Raw genomic sequence first — 20,317 nt, forward strand, 5'->3', positions numbered from 1 at the left:
AAAAGTGAGGTGAGTGTTTGTGGCAGTAATTGATCGGAAGAAGTTAATCATCGAGGCGGCTGCTAAGTCTTTTTCTTTATATGGCTATAAAGCAACGACGATGGATCAGGTTGCGAAGTTAGCCAATGTAGGAAAGGGGACAATCTATACCTTTTTTAAAACAAAGGAAGAACTATTTGATGAAATCATCAATTCGCTGATCACGGATATTCGTTTCGAAGTAGAAAGTGCGATGGATGAGTCAACATCCATTCTTGAAAATGTAAACAGGGTGTTAGTACGGGTCCATGAATTTCGGGAATCGCATCAATTGACGATTAAACTGATTCAGGAAGAGCGCGATATGGGCACGCAAATCGTTGTCGAAGCCATGCAAAGGGTGGAGCAATCCATCATACAATACATGAAAGTCATCATTCAAAAAGCAATTGATAAGGGTGAAATCAAAGCTTGTGATCCGGAGGTCACGGCCTTTGTGATGCTGAAGATGTACTTTTCATTGGTGAATGACTGGCAAAGGAACCATCCACCATTAAAAAAAGAAGAAATAACAAAGCTATTTGAACTGTATCTACTAAAAGGCTTGTTAAACGAATAAGTCTTTTATTTTTAAGAAAAACTGACCATTTGAATGAAATGGTCATTAATTTAGTCGAAAAATGACTAATTGAATAAAACAGTCAGGAGGAATACAAACATGAATGGATTTAAAGCAGAATTAAAAACTATCCTTTCCAATCGCAAGGTTCTCATTCCGATTATCGCTATCCTCTTTATTCCTGTCCTTTATGCAGGAATGTTTCTATGGGCGTTTTGGGATCCCTATAAATATCTCGGAGATTTACCGGTAGCGATTGTGAATCAGGATGAGGGAGCAGAGCTTAATGGTGAGCTACTTGAAATCGGAGACGACCTGGTCAAGAATCTGAAAAAAAGTAGTACGTTTGATTTTGAAATAGTTGACAAGACACAAGGATACCAAGGGTTGGAGGACCAAAAGTATTATATCCTAGTGGAGATTCCAAGTGATTTTTCAAAAAATGCAACAACCTTGCTTGAGGATCAACCGAAAAAGTTAGAGATCAAATATGTTCCGAATGAAGGGGCAAACTTCTTATCAGCGCAAATTGGCGAAACCGCGATGAAGGAAATCAAAGCGGAAATTTCAAAAGAAATTGTCACGACTTACTCGGAAAGTATTTTTGAAAAAGTAACCCAGATGGGTGATGGGCTAGCGCAAGCAAGTGAGGGCGCAGGTCAACTTAATGAGGGCTCGGTAAAACTCAATGAAGGTGCGGGGCAAATCAAGGAAAACCTAGAGGTCTTAGCGAGCAAATCGATTGAATTCAATGAAGGTGTAAATAGTGCCGCGGCGGGTTCCGAGGAAGTAGCCCAAGGGACAGCGGCAATCCAGCAAGGGTTACAAGAAGTGGACGAAAAACTTCCGCAGCTGGTGACAGGCACCGAAAAAGCGCAAGCAGGTGCAGAGCAGATAAAAGAAAACTTACCTGCCGGAATCGCGGCGGGAATCAATGCGCAGTTATCAGGAAGTACGGAAGCGTTGAATGATGGAATTGATCAATTTGAAACACAGTTGAGTGGAGGATTATCATCACAAATTGCTGATCAAATGATTGCCCAGCAAACAGCTAAAATGCAGGACCTTGCAGCGGCTTTAATCGCCAATGGTGTCCCAGCTGAAAAAGTGACTGAAATTATGAAACAACAAGCTGCACCAACCAAGGAAGATGTTCAACAACAGGTTGCACAGGCCATCAATCCTGGATTACATCAGGGCTTCTCGCAATTTAAAACGCAAGTAAATGGTCAATTGCTTGGAGCGACTGCAGGTTTAGAATCTCAATTGAAAAAACAAACAGATCCAGTGTTCGACCAGTTAATTGGCGGGATTGGTGAAATCAACGCCAACCAAGTGAAATTGCAGCAAGGAATCCACGAGCTATACTCTGGAGCAACTGCGCTAAATGCGGGTGCGAGTCAACTGACAACTGGTATGGGAGATTTGTCAGCGGGTGCCGGAAAAATGACAGAAGGAACGGGTAAACTTGCTGAGGGTTCTGCTGAATTACAAGCAGGCTCAGAGAAATTGCAGGACGGCACCTCCGAATTAAATGAGAAATTGGGAGAAGGTGCAGAAGCAGCAAACAGCGTACAAGCGGATGATGACACCTATGACATGATGGGTGAACCGGTAAAGGTTGATAAAAATGAGATAAACACGGTGCCAAACTACGGTACGGGCTTTGCTCCATATTTCGTCTCACTTGGACTATTTGTGGGCGCACTCATCATCTCGATCGTATTCGGCCTAAAAGAACCAGCCGTTAAACCGGCATCCGCATCACAGTGGTTTCTTGGTAAATTAGGCGTCATTACCATCATTGGTGTGCTTCAAGCTCTATTAGTTGATTTTGTGTTACTTGTGGGATTGGGAATTGAGGTACAAAGTCTGCCGTTGTTTATCTTGACGACGATTCTCACAAGCATGGTGTTCGTAACATTGATTCAAATGCTTGTGACAACGCTAGCGGATGTAGGCCGTTTCATTGCTATTCTCATCCTGATCATGCAATTAACCACAAGCGCGGGTACATTCCCACTGGTGTTAATTCCAGAGGCGCTGCAGCCATTCAACGCATTTTTCCCAATGACATACAGCGTCCAAGCGTTTAAAGCAGTGATCTCAAGCGGAGATTTTGCTTATATGTGGCAAAACAATCTTGTATTGCTAGCCTACACAGCTGGATTCATGGTGGTTACATTTATCTACCTTGCTTTTACGTTTAAAAAGAAACATGTGAGTGAATCATTGATTGAACAATCAGCATAAACTTAGGGGAACACTGGGTTCGCAGGAGTGCGGAACCAGTGTTTTTTTGTGCGGAATTTGTTAGGCAGGTAAACAATGCAATTATGCAGATAAAAAGGAAGTCTATGCATGTAAGTGTACAGAATATGCAGGTGTAGGAATCATTTTGGCAGGAAAGAGGATTTTGAAGTTGCAAAAAAGAACATTTAAAGGGGGAGTGTGCTCAAAAATGATTAAAGCAGTTTTATTTGATTTAGATGGAACGTTGTTAGATCGAGATGAATCAGTTAAAAAGTTTATAGATTGTCAGTATGATAGATTGAAGCATTTTGTAGGTCATATTCCAAGAGAGAACTATAGTAAGAGATTCATTGAATTAGATCAGCGCGGGTATGTATGGAAAGATAAGGTGTATCAGCAATTAATTAAGGAATTTGCCATCACCGGGATTTCATGGGAAGAGCTGCTTCAGGATTACATGGCAGAATTCAAAAATCACTGCGTTCCATTTCCAAACCTCATTACGACACTGGAAAAGTTAAAAAGCCTCGACATACGATTAGGAATGATTACAAATGGCTGGGGGAACTTTCAGCTTGATAATATTAAAGCTTTAGGCATAGAAAAGTATTTTGACACCATTCTAATATCGGAATGGGAAGGACTAAAAAAGCCAGACCCAGAAATTTTTAGGAGGGCCCTGAAACAACTCAATGTCCCAGCACAACAAACTATTTTCATAGGAGACCATCCCCAAAATGATATCAAAGCAGCTCAGTATGCAGGATTGATAGCAGTTTGGAAAAAAGATCCTCAATGGAATCATGTTGAAGCGGACGCCATACTAGATGATTTAGCAGAACTACCAATCCTCATAGAAAATAGGTGGTAAAAAAATGAAATGTATTCAATGTCAATCTGAAATGACAAACGATTGTCGGGTTACGGTAGAAGGCGATTTGAGTGGGATCAAGATAAGTAAAAAGGGACAAGGGCTTTTCAAAAAGGTAACAGCGAAACTTAAGGCAGCGGTTTGTCCAAATTGTGGGTATGTGTCTTTTTATGTAGAGGACTATAATAATTTTAAGTAGAGGGATTTAGGATGAATTATTTTGTTATTGGTGATGTGCACGGGTGCTATCATACTTTTGAAAATATGATTACGAAACATTGGAATAAAGAGAATGAAGTGCTGATTCAACTCGGGGATCTTATTGATAGAGGAAAGAATTCACCTCAGATGGTGAAGTTGGCAAGGCAGTTAAAAGAGGATTTCCCAGATCGGGTGATTTTTTTAAAAGGAAATCATGAGTTTGAGATCATTGATCATGTAGTGAATCAACCTAACCATAATTGGCTCCGGCAGTGTGGGGAGGAGACACTCAGACAATACGAGGCAGTGCAAAGGGATTGCCAAAGTGATGTCAATTGGATGAAGGAATTGCAGTTATTTTATGAGAATGACCATCTATTTGTCAGTCACGCAGGAATCTCACAGCAATCAGCCAATCCTTTTAATGAAGAGGATAGTTTTGGGATTCTATGGAATCGAAGTCCTTTAACGAACATCAATAAATTGCAAATCATTGGTCACACACCATGTGAAGAGCCGAAATATGATGAACAAAGTCATTCTTGGAATATCGATACAGGTGCCGCCTACACGGGTTATTTAACGGGCGTGAAATTCAGTCACAGTGGGGAAATGATTGAATTTATTAAAGAAGATACCGATGCTAGAGATAGAAACTCGTAGATGTGGAAAAAGCAGTGGAATGCCACTGCTTTCAATTTACTGATGTGCCTTTTCCAGCGCTAGTTTGATCCCGAAACCAATCAGGACGGTGCCGGTGATTCCTTCCATTACACTTTGGGTTTTAGGCTTTTTCATAAAAGTACTAATCTGGTTCAACAGGTAGATATAGAAGAAAAACCAGACGACAGTTAACAGTGTATAGGTGATTCCCATAATGAGAAACGGAACAAAGTGATGGCTGTCGGAATTGACGAACTGGGGCAGGAAAGTCAGAAAAAATACAGCAACTTTTGGGTTTAAGAGATTCGTTAGGAATCCCTGCTTGAAACAGGATTTCCCTTCATACTTGCTCTCGGCAGGCATTTCGGTGGCGGCCATTTTATTCAGTTTCAATGCCCATAATGTCTTGATGCCTAGAAAAACTAAATAGGCCGCACCGAAATATTTGAAAACAGAAAATAAAAAAGCGGATTTCACAATAATCGCAGAAAGTCCGACAACCGCAGCCAAAGTATGAATGAGCAGGGCACAGCACGTGCCAAAAACCGTTCGAAATCCGCCGCTTTTTCCTAGTGTAATGGTGTTTTTTGTTGCAATAGCTGTATCAGGACCAGGTAAAATAATCAGCAAAATACACATAATTACAAACAAATAGAAGTTCTCCAAGCTCCTCAACTCCTTTATTGAGTATATATATAGTTAGACTTAATTTACCATAATTTTTCTGAATTGTGTTTTTATTTTTAGAGATTCTTTTTTAAAATAGTGGAAACAATCAACTTTTCTCGAATTGAGTAAAGTTGTTATTTTATGGGAGGAGGGAAAAAATGCAAAAAAAACTAGACCACGCAATAACATTACGCAATGAAGGAAAACAGAAGGAATCCAATGAATTGCTTGTAACATTAGCGGTAGAGCACCTAAAAGATGCGTATGTTCAGTATCAATGTGCATGGAGTTTTGATTTACTAGGAAAGGAAACGGAAGCAATTCCGTTTTATGAAAAAGCGATTGACCTGGGGCTGTCGGGAAAGGATTTAGAGGGAGCAATACTAGGGTTGGGGAGTTCCTACAGGACAATAGGGGAATATGAAAAAGCTCAAACCGTTTTTCAAAAGGGAATGGAAGAATTCCCAAACAATCGCGCTTTAAAGGTTTTCTACTCGATGGCCCTTTATAACCTTAAAGAGCATGACCATGCGATGGAGATCCTGCTTACATGCCTGATCGAAACGACGTCGGACGAGGAAATCCTACATTATAAAAGAGCGATTCATTTCTATTCTGATAAATTGGATAAAGTTTGGAAGTAAGCGCAGGAGAGGTTTCCCTCTTTTGTGCTTACTTCATGCATTTTTTTAAATCAATAATCGTTTGCAAATGCATCCCTTCATGAAAAATCGTTCGAACGAGAACTTGTTCGATGGTATGCATGCCCATTTCTGTTGGCGGGAATTCTTCTTCTAGTCGATGACCGTAGGCAGCAGCAATCTCAGAAGGCTGGTTTTTCAACAGTTCCTTCAACTCTTCTAGCGAAGGTGTCTCAGAGGTAAAGTCAGCTGGTGAGGTCCCATAGCCAAACCAAGTATTAAATTGTCCTGGAACGATAGCTTTTTCCTTCGTAACCGCCTGGATCCATAAATACTGATCGAGGTAGATATGGCCAAGATTCCAGCGGATATTATTGTTGAATCCTTTTGGAATCACTTCAGCTTCTTCCTCTGTGACATTTTCTAGTACACCTAAAATATAACTTCGATAGGTTTCCAATTGGGTAAATAATACTTCATGGCGATGATTCATCTGCATGCCTCCTTTTTTCACTAGCATTGTATTCGCTAAAACAGATGTACTTCCTGCCATTCTTGCAAAAAAAATACTGACTTGCAAAAAAGTCAGTGGAGGTGGCGCGAGGTGCTTCCTCGCCCCTAATATAGTATATTCAAGAAGGTTTAAAAGTGTTACAGTCTCTGAATATAGTTCTTTTTTACTCGCTCAATCTGTCGAATGTGTCCTCGTACATGTTCCACACGATACTCTAGCAATTGTTTGAAGGTAAAGTGACCTGCGTCTGCATATACCCCGATCCGCTCCCATTGTTGTGAGGTCAGTTGTTCCAAAATAGGCAACATACTAGACCGCAGCATTTTGAATAGGAGAAGATGTTGTTCTCTGTCCAATTGTTCATACCGCAAAACACTCGCCCATGCATTCTGGTCAACCGACATCAAAAGGGGCTCATCCTCAGCCAAAACCTTTTTTAGCCTTTGCGTCGAGACGAGTTCAGAATCAGCTACATGAATAAGAATCTGATGAATGCTCCATTTAGTAGATCCTGGCTGAAAGTGAAACTCTTCTTCAGATAAACCATCAGTGGCTTCCCGCAGCATTTGGTACCCCTGGCTATACTCATTAATCAATTTTTCCATATTTAACCTCCTGCAATAAAAGGATATCGTAACAAATTATAGAATTAAACTTATTAGGAAAGGTGTGTGGCTTTTATTTTTCAAAGTTTGATTTCCTATGTGGAAGACATAAAAGAACGTAATCATAGCAGCGGTGCTGCACTCGTAATAATAAAAGACAACAAAGTAGTGTTAGAACATTATAGCGGCTATCATTCTAATGCAGCCAATTCTCTGCCAATTTATGAAAGCTCACAGTTTAATATTGCTTCTGCGAGAAAGAGTTACTTAGGCTTATGTGTGGCGTACGCATTATATGAGGGGAAAATCAAAAGTTTGGATGACTTAGCGGTAGAGTACTTCGATGCATACGACACAAACCTACTAGGGAAAACAACGATTAGAGATTTGGTTACCCATTCCCACGGTTTACATGAGATAGATGGTGTGATGTTTCGAGAGTTCCCGCCAGGAGAGAATTGGGCGTATCGAGGAATTAACATTGTAATGATGACAGAGTTGATAAACAAGCTTTATGGTAAGAGTTTTCCTGAATTCCTGAAAGAAAGGGTATTCCACCCATTAGGAATGAAAGAAACGTTTTGGCATACGGAACCCAATGAAAAACTGGTACAGGTTGTTGACGACCCCAACGCGCCTGCGACTTATAAATTAGGCCAAACGATTGATGGAATGGAATCAAACCTGCATACCTCAGCTCGGGAGTTTGCCCAATGGGGGAATATGCATTTGAACAAGGGAATGCAGATTGTTCCTGAAGAAGTGATTCAATTGGCAACGCAAGCCCATAATCCTTTTTATAAAAATAAAGACCTTCCACAAAACGGATTGTTCTGGTATGTCCAAGATACACCAGCAATAAGAAGTGAGATCGGAGAAAAAGTGCCGAAAGGGTCATATCAAATTTTAGGCATTACCGGGCCAACGCTGCTCGTTGTTCCAGAATACAATCTCGTCGTCGCAAAAATGTACAATAAAAGATATAACTATGGAGGTAGTAATTACCTTCATTACTTAAGAGAGTTCAGTAATTTAGTAGCAGATACATTTAGGAGGTTTTAGTATGGAAAGTAAATTGGTATTTTACGGAGCAATCAGTTTGGATGGGTACCTTGCACGGGAGGACCATGCATTGGATTGGTTATTTGGTACGGAGGGGGAAGCGGAAACGGGTTATCAGGCGTTTTATGATAGCGTAGACATCATTTTAATGGGTAGAAATACGTATGACCAAATCGCAATCCTGTCACCCGATGCCTTTCCGTATGAAGGCAAGCCTTGTTATGTCTTCTCGCGTACGTTGAAGGGGGAGAATGAACATGTGACGTTTATCAATGAGGATATTGCGGATTTTGCAAAATCCCTGAAGGAGCAAGAGGGCAAACGGATTTGGATGGTGGGAGGCGGTGAAGTCCTGCAGCACCTCCTGCGAGCAAAACTTATGGATGAGTTTATCATCCAAGTTGCTCCAGTCATCATTGGGCGTGGAATTCCGTTGTTTGTGCCAGGGGACCAGGAAAACGAACTCACACTGGTTGATGTTCGTCGTTACAAACAGTTTGCTGAGTTGTATTATCTACGTAAGAGCTGATTTCCAGTGGTCCCTAGCAGTCTTATCTGGTTGTTTCCTGATAAGTAACGTTGGTGACTTGTTGTGTCTGGTTATTAAATTCAATACTTACATATACACCGAATTCTTTTTGATTCTCTTTTAACCAAAATTTGAATCTTTCCGTTGAGGTAAGATCGCCATTATTTCTTCCAACATAGAGATAATCAACGACTTTGGCATTTGGATACTTTTCCTTTACCTTATCTTGCGCCAAAACACTCCACTTCGCATACGGAGGTATAGGTTTTTGTTGCGCATGTGCTGGTTGTTCGAAAAGAATGGGATAGGAAAGAGTAGAGCCAAAAAGGATTGAAAAACATACGAACAGCTTTTTCATGTTGTTTCCCCCTTTGTTCTACCTATTATCATGTTGTTCACTGTAAATTATGTACTTGGCTTTATAATTAGGACAATAGACCCGTCCAATAGGAAAATAGAGGTGCTTAGATTTGAAAAAAAGAATTGGCTGCCTGCATGCCCATTATTCGAATATCAGCTATATCGAAAACGCACTTTCGGCTTTTGATGTACAGCTGAGTCATTTCGTTGACCCGGGATTGATGCAGCGAGTAATGACCGACGAGAGCTTCACGGTGTCAGAAGCAAAAAAGAAAGTAAAGGAACAAGTAGAATGGATAGCGCAATCCGGCGTGGATGCTATTCTTATCACTTGTACGAATTATATTGCCTTAATGGAGCAGATTACGGTTGACGTGCCAATCATTAAAATGGATGAACCGTACTTTGAGGCCATTTGTAAAAACGATCAGCACCAAATGATCCTGTTTACGAATCCTGATACCGTACCTGGAACGATGAATAGGCTCCAGCAGTATGCAAAACTCCATCAGAAAACGCTGGAAATCGAGGTTGTGGTCATCGAGAATACCTTTGAATTAATTATGAGCGGAAAAAATGAGGAGTACAATAAAGCGGTGTGCGATTACATAATGAATTTGGACAGAAAAGACCATCTTTCAGTTGCTCAATTATCGATGGTGGATGCAGCAAAGAAGGTAGAGCGCGAGACTCCATCGGTGATCATCAATCCATTGAACACGCTGGTCTCGTCAATGGTCCATCAACTAAATTTAAAGAAGACGGAACAAAGATAACCTTTGTTCCGTTTTGCTTCTATAGCCCTTTTCCACCTCTAGGAACAAGGGTCGAAATTCTCTCCATTCCGGCAAGAATTGGTTTTGCCCGATTGATCAAGGTTTGTGTGGATTCAAGTGATAACGAGTCCTGATGAGCACTCTCGCTGCTCCATACTTCATAGACATACACAGCATTCGCTTCTTCCGGCGACACACTGACAAGATATAGTTCGCACTCATCATGATTCTGCAACGATTCTGCTGCCTCTAAAAGGATTGTTTCCAGCTGTTCCCGTTTGCCTTCTATTGCAATCAACTTACCGTATATCCCAAACTTCCCCATAGTCATTCCTCCTAGTTTACCTTACCATTCTACCTTCATCGTCTTTTTTCCTGTTTTATAAACGTAAACTAAATTTTTTACCAGGATATTGGGCAATTTAAGATGAAAAATACGATCGAGGCAGGGATTCCCATGAGTTCTCAACATACGGAGGCATTAAATAAGTTAATCAAAGCACAACGAGAGGGAGCGAGCAATTGGCTGCGCTACTGGCAAGAGTATTCTGCCTTTGATACCTGGCAATTTTGGTTTCATGTGATTATGTTTGTGGCCCCGCTTGTTGTTCTGTATTTTGCAATGGATTGGAAACGGGCACTCCAGCTTGGTTTTTTTGGGTTCAATGTGCACGTTTGGTTTGCGTATTTTGATGATTTCGGTTCGACTCAAGCACTTTGGACCTATCCTTATAAGATGGTTCCCTTTGTATCACACAGCCTCGGAATGGATGCGTCGTTGGTGCCCGTCCTGTTTATCTTGGTATACCAATGGACGATTAAACATAAGAAAAATTATTACCTGTATACTCTGCTATTAAGTTTATTCCTTTCCTTTGTTCTAAAACCAATCTTTGTCATGCATAATCTGTTCAAATTCAACTCATGGGCAAATTATTTTCACCTGTTTTTAAGCTATGTCGTGATCATTGTCTTATCAAAGGTTATTACCGATATCTTCATCCGTTTTCAAAAAAATGCGATCGAGAAAGATGTCCATGATAAAACAACCAAAAAGAGAAAAAAGAGAAGTTTGATTAAAAGCTAATTTTGGTTCCCCTGCATAGGGTGTGGCTCTATCTGCGAAAAGGGAGTCTCTACCCGCGGAAATGATTTGTTTACCTGCCTAATTAACGAGTCATCTGCAATTTTCACCTTAACCAACTATCCTACAAACAACAGGGAGCCTAACTCATGAACTATCGTGAAGCACATCGTTTCAGTAGTCATCACCGAAAGGAACTTGAGAAAGATCAGGCATGTGGATGTTTTCATTGCACTAAAATCTTTAATCCTGCTGAAATCACAGACTGGGTGGATGATGAGGATACAGCACTATGCCCTTATTGTGGGATTGATTCGGTGATTGGGGAGAGTTCGGGATTTCCGATAACAGATAAAGGATTGATTAAAGCTGAATGAGTCAGGCTCCACCACCCGTAACGGAAAAAGCCCCACGGCTCAGGTAACAAGGTAATAAACTCATAGCAAAGTAATATTACTTCCCATACTGCAATATAAGCAATACGTTTTACTACTGAAGTATTAAATGGAAACGAATTCAAAAATAATAAATTTACTGGTGGAATTAAGAGGGTATAACCGGGAAATGCGCTCCAATCGATCTCCTGTGAAACAAACCAGTAACCGTGATACTTTAAATCGATAAATGTATCGAAAAACACTTGGAAGCAACAGGTGAATATCCAAATGTGGAGAATCATGTTTCCTGAAAGCCTTTTAACCAGTTTGAATGCTAGAAAATTAAAGACTATTACAGATCCGTAAAGTAATATCATTTTCCACCTCAAGGGATTTCGTTAGTAATGGTTTTTCCGTTTTATTGGAAAATTATCCCTAAGGCATTTAACTATTCATGCCTTTTTCAGCTTACGTGCCAAAATAGTAGTTTATGTGCCAATTTGATTATTTACGTGCCGAATGTCGAATTTATGTGCCAAAATTCAATAATACGTGCCAAACTGATTTCACACCATTAGAAAAAGCCAGGCATCAATGCCTGGCTTAATGTTTTAATAGAATCGCTTAAATCCATCAAAATGTTTTGTGTAGTAAGTGCTGGTTAAACTTGAAATCATGACGCCCTTGGTAGCATCTGCATGGATGAACTCGTTGTTGCCCAGGTAGATTCCGAGGTGAGAGATTCCTTGTTTATATGTATTCTCAAAAAATACGAGGTCACCTGGTTGCGGTTGGTCAACATAGAACGTACGGTTATAGTACCCTTCTGCTGAGTAACGTCCGATTTTGTAGCCAGCCTGATTAGCAGCATAATAGATAAAGCCGCTGCAGTCGAAGCCTGATAATGAGGATCCACTCCAAACGTAAGGAGTGCCCATTAAGCTTTTTGCAACTTTGATAAATTCTGTTTGGAACGTAGAAGTAGAATCTGCAGGTGTAACTACGGGTGGAGTACCGGTAACCTTCAGTTTTTGCCCCACATAAATCGTATTTGATGTCAGTCCATTGAGAGCTTTTAATTCCTGAACGGTCATTTTAAACTTCAATGAAATTCCGCTTAATGTATCACCTTTTTTTACAATATATTCTGTCGTTGTCGCAGGTTGTGTTGGAGGTGTTACCGGTGGTGGAGGAGGAGTTGTCCCTGTAGCCTGTGCCGTAACCTTCAATTTCTGCCCCACATAAATCATGTCCGACTTCAAGTTGTTCAGCTGTTTTAATTCCTGAACGGTCATTTTAAACTGCAAACCAATTTTACTTAAGGAATCACCACGAACTACGGTGTATTCAGAAGTTGTTGGAGATGTGGTCGGAGGGTTGACTGTAGGCGGTGGGGTGATGCCCCCTGTATTTCCAGGAACCTTCAGTTTTTGCCCTACATAAATTAAATCAGACTTCAAGCCATTTAACGATTTTAATTCATTAACGGTTGTATTAAATTGCTTGGCGATTTTACCTAAGTAATCACCGCTTTTAACTACGTATTCACTAGTAGAAGTATTCGCCGTAGTTGAAGTTGGTTTAGCAGGTTCAGTAGCTGAAACCTTGAGTGTTTGATTGACGAAAATCATATCTGATTTCAATTCGTTCCAAGTTTTTAAGTCTGAAACAGTAGTTTGATATTTTAATGCAATTTTTGATAGAGTATCTCCCTTTTGAACGGTATAGGTGCTGGCATATGCGGTCCCTGCATATATCGTCGAAAGAAAGGCGGCAGTCGAAACTGCGCGAACGATCGTTTTCTTCATTTATGAATCACCTCTATTATTCTGGTATTTTAAACATATTCTACCACGATTTTCCTGTATGCCGGTACACAAATTTGCATTAGTTGACATATTTTCTGAAAAGTTTAGTTGTTAGTAGGGTAAATTGATACAGCAATCCCGATTGGAATGTATTAGGGATGTCCAAAATTCATTTATGATTAAAAGGGAACGGAATATTGTTGATTGTAGGAAACTTCATTATATTTACCTATTAATCTAATAATCAATGTTCATATTATTAGAAATATATAGTGAAATTGGCTTATATAAAATTAATCATAATACGGGAAATGTTATAAGATTCGATGGGGCTAGCCGTGCAAAATACAAAATGGGGGGATAGTATTGAATCTCTGGAGAAGGTTGTCCATTTATTTCATTGTTTTTTTACTTGTGTTTTCTTATTTTGGTGGAGTTGTTGGTCATGCGGAGGTAGGCATTCTTACCAACCAAGCAACTGACCTAGATACCACTCCGCCTGAAATCCAAAGTATCATAGTTGATAAAAATCCAGTTTATCCTGGAGATTCAGTGACAGTCAATATTGATGTTAAGGATCAATCGGAAATTGGAAGTGTCTGGTTTAATATCAGCGGCTCTAATGGCGGCGGAGATTCACGAAATGCTTTTTATAATCCGAATACAGGAAATTACGAGTCAACATTTACAATTGATTCAAGTATGAAACCTGGGCTATGGAGCCTTTATTCGAAAAGAGTAGGACGTTCCTACTCTTTTTTCTATGTGGGGGATGTCTAATTGTGTAGTTTTTCCAGTTGTTAATATTAAAAATAATGACAAATATATGGTAAAATTGTCAATGTGATGTATTTAATAGAATAATAACTTAGGGGGATATTATGGGAGTCTTTAATTTAAAGGGTATGAAGGTACTAATTGCGTTTATATTAGTATTTTCAAGTATGCAAGGGCTTGTTGTCCATGCTGCGTATGATTGGACTGCACCGGTGATAAGTAGTATTCATGTTGATAAGAATCCAGCAAGTAACGGGGATACGGTAACTGTAACAATTAATGCTATTGACAATGAAACTCCCATCGGAGAAGTGGAATTATGGTATACCGACGGTGAAGGGTTTCCTGATACCATTAGTGCAATATACAATCAAGAAACAAAGCAAGCGCAAGTTCAAATACCAATCACTTCAAATACTAGTCTTGGTGAAATGAAGTTGAATACAATTTGGTTTACTTATACTGATGGCTCTTTTAAAACGGTAAAGTCTACCCAAGTTGATTTAACCGGGGGGAATTTTACAGTAATCGTAAAAGAGGACACAACAGCACCTACATATTCAAGTGTTAGTGTAGATAAAAAACAAGTTTATTCAGGTGACTTTGTAAAAATTAGCGTAAATGCAACTGATAGCGAATCAGATATAGCTGAAGTAAAAGTGAATTATCAAGGAAGTAATGGGGCGACTCAATCCATTAATGCAGGCTATGTTTGGTATGAAAAAAACTACCAAGCTACGCTTCCTATTACAGATAGCATGGGAATTGGAAATTGGTCTATATCATCGATTACCCTTAAAGATGTAAAAGGAAATATAGCTACGATTGAAAGTGGAACCACTGATTTAAGTGCAGGTAGCTTTGAAATTTTGAAAAAACCAGATACACAGGCACCAACACTAACCGGTGTGAGTGTAGACAAAAATGAAGTAAGAATTGGTGAGACAATTAAAGTAAGCATTGCCGCAACAGATAATGAAGCTGGTGTAGAGGAAGTTCTTGTAACTTATCGAGATCCATCGTATAACGAATTTCCTAAAAGTGCTGTTTATAATTCTCTAACCGATAAGTTTGAACTAGAGTTATCGTTTCCTGAGGATGCAAAGTTAGGAACTTGGGTGATTGATAGTATCTATTTGATAGATAATAAAGGAAATGCAACCACAATCGATGGTTTCTTTGAAGACCTAAGCGGCGGGAACTTCACATTGCTTGAAAGACCAGATACGGTAGGACCTGTTTTTAAAGGAATATCTGTAGATAAAAAGGAAGCTATCCTGGGCGATTCAATCGAAGTTAGGATTTTAGGAGAAGATGTTCAATCTGAGATTGAAGAAATAAAAGTTTCTTATTTAGGGCCAAAGGGTGAAATCCAAACAAAAACAGCAGAATTTAATTGGTTTGATAAAAATTATCTTGCACATTTCACTCCTATGAATTTTTCTGATATTGGAAATTGGCAGGTTGACACAGTTTATTTAAGAGATACCAAGGGTAATGAAACTACCATCTATAACTCTGGAATTTATAACAGTGGTGAAATAAGTGACTTAAGCAGTGGAAATTTCAAGGTTTTAGAGGATAAAGGTGAATCCTTTAACAATATTAGAGTATACACAACCAATGTAACACTTGCAGATGAAACCATTAATGGAGATGTCTACATTGGACCTAATGCAGTATTAACCATTACAGGTAATGTAGTCATTAATGGTGATTTGCATGTTTTCGGATCGATGAACGCACAAGGAAGCCTTTCAGTTAAGGGTACTTGGAACATGACAAAAAAGTTGGACAAAGTGCCAGTGTTTTTGGATAACCAGCCTCTAACAGCTATGAATGGAAAATTAAACATTTCAGGTAAAACCCTGCCGTTTGTAACAATGGTTATCGAAGATCAACCGGTCTCAATCGGTGCTGACGGTTCATTTAAATTAGATAAACTAGTTGTAACTGGTAAAGAAGGAATCACCATCAAATTTACTGACCTATCTGGAAATGTAACACAGCGAAAATTCCTTCTTGAACATGTAACAAAAACAACTATTGAGGCTCCAAAGGTGAGTCCTATCACAGATCAAAGTACGATTGTTACAGGAACAACGGAAGCAAACGCAGAAGTCACTGTAAGTGTTGGTGGAAGTGTGATTGCTAGTGGAGTGGCAGGTACAGATGGTAAATTCAGTATTTCCATTACTAAGCAAAAGGCAGGTACAAGCATTACTGTAACTGTAAAAGACTATGCAGGTAATGAAAACTCTACCACAGTTGTTACCACTAGCAGCTATGTAAAGTTAAACATTCAGTTAAACGGACAACCTTTCACATCAGGATTTTTTGGGAATGGTATCACCTATGTGCATTGGCAGGCATTAAATACGTTTAAAATTCCTTACACCTTTAAAGGAAACGGGATTTTTACGATTGAGGGCAGGACAGTAACAGCAGAGACGATCAACGGTGGCTTATATATCAAATGGAATGAACTTTCACCTGAAAATGTGACATTTACAAGGATAACAGGCGGCTATAACTTTATTTATAAGGCTCCTGCCCCTGCAGCAACTCCATTAAAGGTACAATTAAATGGCAAAGATTTCACTGCTGGGTTCTTTAAGGATGGCAATGCATATGTGCATTGGCAAGCATTAAATACGTTTAAAATTCCGTTTACATATAAAGGGAACAACGTATTTATCATTGAAGGCAGAACAGTCGTAGCAGAGACCATCAACGGAGGTATTTATATCCGTTGGAATTTACTTTCTCCAGGGAATGTAACCTTCCAAAAGATAACAGGTGGCTATAACTTTATCTACAAGGCTCCAGTTCCTACGGCAACGCCATTAAAGGTACAATTAAATGGTAAAGATTTTACAGCCGGATTCTTTAAAGACGGCAATGCATATGTGCATTGGCAAGCATTGAATACGTTTAAAATTCCATTTACGTTTAAAGGGAACAACGTATTTATCATTGAAGGACGTACAGTCACAGCAGAGACGATCAACGGAGGCATATATATCCGTTGGAATGAGCTTTCACCAGGTAATGTGACTTTTGAAAGAATAACAGGCGGTTATAACTTTATCTATACACATTAATGAGAACAGTTATAATTCATATCAAGGAATCTCTTTTTTGGGATTCCTTTTTTATCTTTTAGTAAGCATAGGGTGACAGGCACCGTCGATGTACATTTGTACGTGTGGGGTGGACAAATTGTTAGTAGTTGGAAATTTGTTAATCCGGGTAAATTAGTAGGAAAGACGTAGTATAATTTTATTGGGTCTAGTAGTTAAATATTTTAAGTGAGTTGGGATGTGGAGATTGTAAGATGAATAAGAGAATTAGTTGTTTTATAGTATTGTTTTTACTTTTTTCTACTACTATTGGCAGTACATTGAAGGTTAGTGCAGCTACGGATGAAACTGCACCAACAGTAAAGAGTATTGAATTGGATAAAGAAACGGTACAGCCTGGAGATCAAATAAAATTTAGTATGGAAGCAGAAGATTTAGAATCAGGCATTACAGGGAGACCTGTGATAAAAGTTGAGAGAAAAACAAATGTCTATACTCAAGGTGAGTTTGTCTATTTTACCTATAACGTTGAAACAAAAAGGTATGAAGGAAATTATACGGTGCCCAGCGATGCAGTAAATGGCGAATGGTTTGTATCATGGGTATCATTAGAGGACAAAGCGGGAAATGTATTTTATGACTTCCCAGCTGAAGGAGATCCTTTATACCTAAGTTTTATCGTAACAGGTGGGAGCAATGATACAACTCCGCCAACAGTAAAGAGTGTAGAAATAGATTTAGAAACAGCACAGCCTGGAGATCAAATAAAGTTTAGTATAGTAGCAGAAGATTTAGAATCAGGCATCACAGGAAGACCAGTGATAAAGGTAGAGAGAAATACAAATGTCTATACTCAAGGGGAGTTTGTCTATTTTACTTATAACGCTGAAACAAAAAAATATGAAGGAACCTATATGGTACCAAGCGATGCTGTAAATGGTGAATATTTCGTATCATGGATATCTATAGAGGACAGTGTGGGAAATGTATATTATGATTTCCCAGCTGAAGGCGATCCGCTTTACGTAAGTTTTATCGTAACAGGTGGGGGCGGCGATATTACACCACCGACTGTAAAGAGTATTGAGTTTGATAAAGACTTAGTTCAGCCTGGAGATCAAATAAAGTTTAGTATAGTAGCAGAAGATTTAGAATCAGGCATCACAGGAAGACCAGTGATAAAGGTGGAGCGAATAACATCAAACTATACCCAAGGGGAGTTTGTCTATTTTACTTATAACGCTGAAACAAAGAAATATGAAGGAATCTATAGCGTTCCAAGCGATGCAGTAAATGGTGAATGGTTTGTATCATGGATATCAATAGAGGACAAAGCGGGAAATGTGTTTTATGATTTTCCATCAGTTGGGAGTAAATTCTATCTTTCCTTTAATGTATCTGATGATGTCATTCCCCCAAAAGCACCAAATATAACAGCCATTACAGACCAAGATACAACTGTCTCGGCTGTTACTGAGGCACATGCCCATGTAACCATTAAGGCGGGGACAACTGTAATTGGCAGCGGTATAGCAGATGATTCAGGTCAATTTAGTATTTCTATTCCAAAGCAAACATCTGGGACAAAGATCTTTGTAATAGCAACAGATCTTGCAGGCAATGAAAGTATCACTGAATTAGAAGTCATCACCAAATTTTCTAAGATAAACATTCAGTTAAACGGAATAGAGTTTACCCAGGGCTATTTTGGAAAGGGTACAACATACGTCCATTGGCAGGCATTAAATACGTTAAAAATTCCATATACCTTTGAAGGAAACGGTATTTTTAAGATTGAGGGCCGAACAGTAACAGCAGAGACAATTAACGGTGGCTTATATATCAACTGGAATGAGCTTTCTCCAGGTAATGTAACATTTACAAGAATAACAGGCGGCTATAACTTTATTTATAAGGCTCCTGCCCCTGCAGCCACTCCATTAAAGGTACAATTAAATGGTAAAGATTTCACAGCTGGGTTCTTTAAGGATGGAAATGCATATGTCCATTGGCAGGCATTAAATACGTTTAAGATTCCATTTACGTTTAAAGGGAATAACGTCTTTATCATTGAAGGACGCACAGTGGTAGCAGAGAACATCAATGGAGGCATTTATATCCGTTGGAATTTACTTTCTCCAGGTAATGTTACGTTCCAAAAGATTACAGGCGGCTATAACTTTATCTACAAGGCTCCTGCTCCTACGGCAACACCATTAAAGGTACAATTAAATGGTCAAGATTTTACAGCTGGATTCTTTAAGGATGGCAATGCGTATGTCCATTGGCAAGCATTAAATACGTTTAAGATTCCATTTACGTTTAAAGGAAATAATGTATTTATTATTGAAGGACGTACAGCTACAGCAGAGACGATCAACGGGGGCATATATATCCGCTGGAATGAGCTTTCACCAGGTAATGTGACCTTTGAAAGAATAACAGGCGGTTATAACTTTATCTATACAAATTAATGAGAACCATCATACTATTATCATGACAATATCGAAAGAAGAGTAGGATACCCAATGGGCACCTACTCTTCTTTTATTTTTATAAATTTAAATTCAAAGAAGTTTATTGTTTTCCTCCATAATTCCCCGCATGCTCTATCATGAATCTCCACGGAATGTTACAACCAGGACGTAAGTACCGCGAAAAAAGTAAGATAATCCAATATTGATAGAAAAAAGCTCACTTTTTGAAGAATGAAAGTGTTCAACACATAACACAAAAGGCGTCTTTTTTAAATTTAGCCACTATATAATAAATATACTATTGTCCTAGGAGGTTCAACCCGTATTTCCTAAGATAGAAAAAACATAAAATGGAGTGTGAGGAATGAAGAAATATTGGGTAACAACAGCAGTTGTCGTCGTGGTGATAGGTACTTCCCTATTGCTAGTTTTTAATAAGGATAAAAAAGAACCAGTTGGCAGGGAACAACCGGCGGGAGTATCCACCCAAATGGTAAACAAGGACCTAGCAGATAAAGCAGCCACATCAGCCAATCCAAAAGCAAGTGAAAAACCGCTGCCAGCAGAAATATCCAATGATAGCCAACAGGGTGAAAAACAAGAGGACTTGATAAATGACATTAAGAAGATGTACAAACCTCATTGGGAAAAGATTCATCTGACTGCTGAAAAAAGGCTAGAACAATTAATACTTCAGGCTAAGAAGGAGTACCAAGCAAAGAAAGACAATAATATGGATGTTTCCAGACTGGAAGGAAAGTATCTCGCGATATATAACGACTATGAAGAAAGTACGAAATCACAGGTGGATGGGATGATTTCTACTATGCAAAAAGAAGTAATAGAAAAAGATCTCAATCAGAATATAGGGGATGAATACTTTGAACTATATCGACTTCAAAAAGAAAGACGGATGGAAAAAGTGGTTAGCGAATTGAAAAAACTTTCCTAACACTTAGTAGGTTTGAT

Annotated in this window: 21 protein-coding genes; 15 read left to right on the plus strand and 6 right to left on the minus strand. The window is 39.1% G+C overall.

What is annotated here, in order from left to right; all coding sequences use genetic code 11:
- The first annotated feature begins 28 nt into the window (after positions 1–28).
- From QUG14_RS19560 to QUG14_RS19580, 5 genes are all read left to right on the plus strand, one after another.
- Positions 29–598 carry a TetR/AcrR family transcriptional regulator gene (locus tag QUG14_RS19560; protein ID WP_289344189.1) on the plus strand — a complete coding sequence of 190 codons (570 nt, stop codon included), beginning with the start codon at positions 29–31 and terminating at the stop codon, positions 596–598.
- Positions 599–697: 99 nt separating this feature from the next.
- Positions 698–2,851: a YhgE/Pip domain-containing protein gene (locus tag QUG14_RS19565; protein WP_289342111.1), complete on the plus strand. Its 2,154-nt coding sequence runs from the start codon at positions 698–700 to the stop codon at positions 2,849–2,851.
- A gap of 208 nt (positions 2,852–3,059) precedes the next feature.
- Entirely contained in the window at positions 3,060–3,722 is a 663-nt protein-coding gene (locus QUG14_RS19570) for an HAD family hydrolase (RefSeq protein ID WP_289342112.1), read from the plus strand.
- A gap of 4 nt (positions 3,723–3,726) precedes the next feature.
- The gene (locus QUG14_RS19575) at positions 3,727–3,921 is read left to right on the plus strand and encodes a nucleic acid-binding protein (RefSeq protein WP_289342113.1); all 195 of its coding nucleotides are present in this window, start codon (positions 3,727–3,729) and stop codon (positions 3,919–3,921) included.
- Between the two features lie 11 nt (positions 3,922–3,932).
- On the plus strand, positions 3,933–4,586 hold the full coding sequence (locus QUG14_RS19580; protein WP_289342114.1) for a metallophosphoesterase family protein: 654 nt from the start codon (positions 3,933–3,935) through the stop codon (positions 4,584–4,586).
- A 36-nt stretch (positions 4,587–4,622) separates the two neighbouring features.
- Here QUG14_RS19580 and QUG14_RS19585 read toward each other — a convergent pair whose 3' ends face one another.
- The gene (locus QUG14_RS19585; protein ID WP_289342115.1) at positions 4,623–5,252 is read right to left on the minus strand and encodes a LysE family translocator; all 630 of its coding nucleotides are present in this window, start codon (positions 5,250–5,252) and stop codon (positions 4,623–4,625) included.
- 161 nt (positions 5,253–5,413) lie between these two features.
- Here QUG14_RS19585 and QUG14_RS19590 point away from each other — a divergent pair, with 161 nt between their 5' ends.
- Positions 5,414–5,899, plus strand: a complete 486-nt coding sequence (locus QUG14_RS19590) for a tetratricopeptide repeat protein (RefSeq protein ID WP_289342116.1) — start codon at positions 5,414–5,416, stop codon at positions 5,897–5,899.
- Between the two features lie 28 nt (positions 5,900–5,927).
- Here QUG14_RS19590 and QUG14_RS19595 read toward each other — a convergent pair whose 3' ends face one another.
- On the minus strand, positions 5,928–6,389 hold the full coding sequence (locus QUG14_RS19595; protein ID WP_289342117.1) for a DinB family protein: 462 nt from the start codon (positions 6,387–6,389) through the stop codon (positions 5,928–5,930).
- A gap of 158 nt (positions 6,390–6,547) precedes the next feature.
- Positions 6,548–7,015 carry a DinB family protein gene (locus QUG14_RS19600; RefSeq protein ID WP_289342118.1) on the minus strand — a complete coding sequence of 156 codons (468 nt, stop codon included), beginning with the start codon at positions 7,013–7,015 and terminating at the stop codon, positions 6,548–6,550.
- A gap of 66 nt (positions 7,016–7,081) precedes the next feature.
- On the opposite strand from QUG14_RS19600, the gene QUG14_RS19605 reads away from it, so the two are divergent.
- A complete protein-coding gene (locus tag QUG14_RS19605; RefSeq protein ID WP_483310746.1) occupies positions 7,082–8,077 on the plus strand; it encodes a serine hydrolase domain-containing protein in 996 nt (331 codons plus the stop codon).
- A gap of 1 nt (position 8,078) precedes the next feature.
- A complete protein-coding gene (locus QUG14_RS19610) occupies positions 8,079–8,606 on the plus strand; it encodes a dihydrofolate reductase family protein (protein WP_289342119.1) in 528 nt (175 codons plus the stop codon).
- 22 nt (positions 8,607–8,628) lie between these two features.
- Here the strand turns inward: QUG14_RS19610 and QUG14_RS19615 are convergent, their stop codons facing one another.
- Positions 8,629–8,964 (minus strand): DUF3889 domain-containing protein, encoded by a 336-nt coding sequence (locus tag QUG14_RS19615; protein WP_289342120.1) that lies wholly within the window; start codon positions 8,962–8,964, stop codon positions 8,629–8,631.
- Between the two features lie 112 nt (positions 8,965–9,076).
- On the opposite strand from QUG14_RS19615, the gene QUG14_RS19620 reads away from it, so the two are divergent.
- Positions 9,077–9,742, plus strand: a complete 666-nt coding sequence (locus tag QUG14_RS19620; protein ID WP_289342121.1) for a hypothetical protein — start codon at positions 9,077–9,079, stop codon at positions 9,740–9,742.
- 19 nt (positions 9,743–9,761) lie between these two features.
- Here QUG14_RS19620 and QUG14_RS19625 read toward each other — a convergent pair whose 3' ends face one another.
- Positions 9,762–10,067: a putative quinol monooxygenase gene (locus QUG14_RS19625; protein ID WP_289342122.1), complete on the minus strand. Its 306-nt coding sequence runs from the start codon at positions 10,065–10,067 to the stop codon at positions 9,762–9,764.
- 132 nt (positions 10,068–10,199) lie between these two features.
- Here QUG14_RS19625 and QUG14_RS19630 point away from each other — a divergent pair, with 132 nt between their 5' ends.
- Both QUG14_RS19630 and QUG14_RS19635 read left to right on the plus strand, forming a co-directional pair.
- Positions 10,200–10,829 carry a CBO0543 family protein gene (locus QUG14_RS19630; protein WP_289342123.1) on the plus strand — a complete coding sequence of 210 codons (630 nt, stop codon included), beginning with the start codon at positions 10,200–10,202 and terminating at the stop codon, positions 10,827–10,829.
- 146 nt (positions 10,830–10,975) lie between these two features.
- Positions 10,976–11,203 carry a cytoplasmic protein gene (locus tag QUG14_RS19635; protein ID WP_289342124.1) on the plus strand — a complete coding sequence of 76 codons (228 nt, stop codon included), beginning with the start codon at positions 10,976–10,978 and terminating at the stop codon, positions 11,201–11,203.
- A gap of 611 nt (positions 11,204–11,814) precedes the next feature.
- Here the strand turns inward: QUG14_RS19635 and QUG14_RS19640 are convergent.
- Complete coding sequence (locus tag QUG14_RS19640; RefSeq protein ID WP_289342125.1) at positions 11,815–13,011, minus strand: C40 family peptidase; 1,197 nt, start codon at positions 13,009–13,011, stop codon at positions 11,815–11,817.
- Positions 13,012–13,377: 366 nt separating this feature from the next.
- Between QUG14_RS19640 and QUG14_RS19645 the strand changes: the two genes are divergently transcribed.
- From QUG14_RS19645 to QUG14_RS19660, 4 genes are all read left to right on the plus strand, one after another.
- A complete protein-coding gene (locus tag QUG14_RS19645; RefSeq protein ID WP_289342126.1) occupies positions 13,378–13,791 on the plus strand; it encodes an Ig-like domain-containing protein in 414 nt (137 codons plus the stop codon).
- A gap of 101 nt (positions 13,792–13,892) precedes the next feature.
- Positions 13,893–16,892 (plus strand): Ig-like domain-containing protein, encoded by a 3,000-nt coding sequence (locus tag QUG14_RS19650; RefSeq protein ID WP_289342127.1) that lies wholly within the window; start codon positions 13,893–13,895, stop codon positions 16,890–16,892.
- Between the two features lie 233 nt (positions 16,893–17,125).
- A complete protein-coding gene (locus QUG14_RS19655; RefSeq protein ID WP_289342128.1) occupies positions 17,126–19,345 on the plus strand; it encodes an Ig-like domain-containing protein in 2,220 nt (739 codons plus the stop codon).
- A 367-nt stretch (positions 19,346–19,712) separates the two neighbouring features.
- On the plus strand, positions 19,713–20,300 hold the full coding sequence (locus QUG14_RS19660; RefSeq protein ID WP_289342129.1) for a hypothetical protein: 588 nt from the start codon (positions 19,713–19,715) through the stop codon (positions 20,298–20,300).
- The last annotated feature ends 17 nt before the right edge of the window (positions 20,301–20,317 follow it).

The sequence above is a fragment of the Neobacillus sp. CF12 genome (genome assembly GCF_030348765.1).
In the GTDB taxonomy this organism is placed as follows: Bacteria; Bacillota; Bacilli; order Bacillales; family Cytobacillaceae; genus Neobacillus.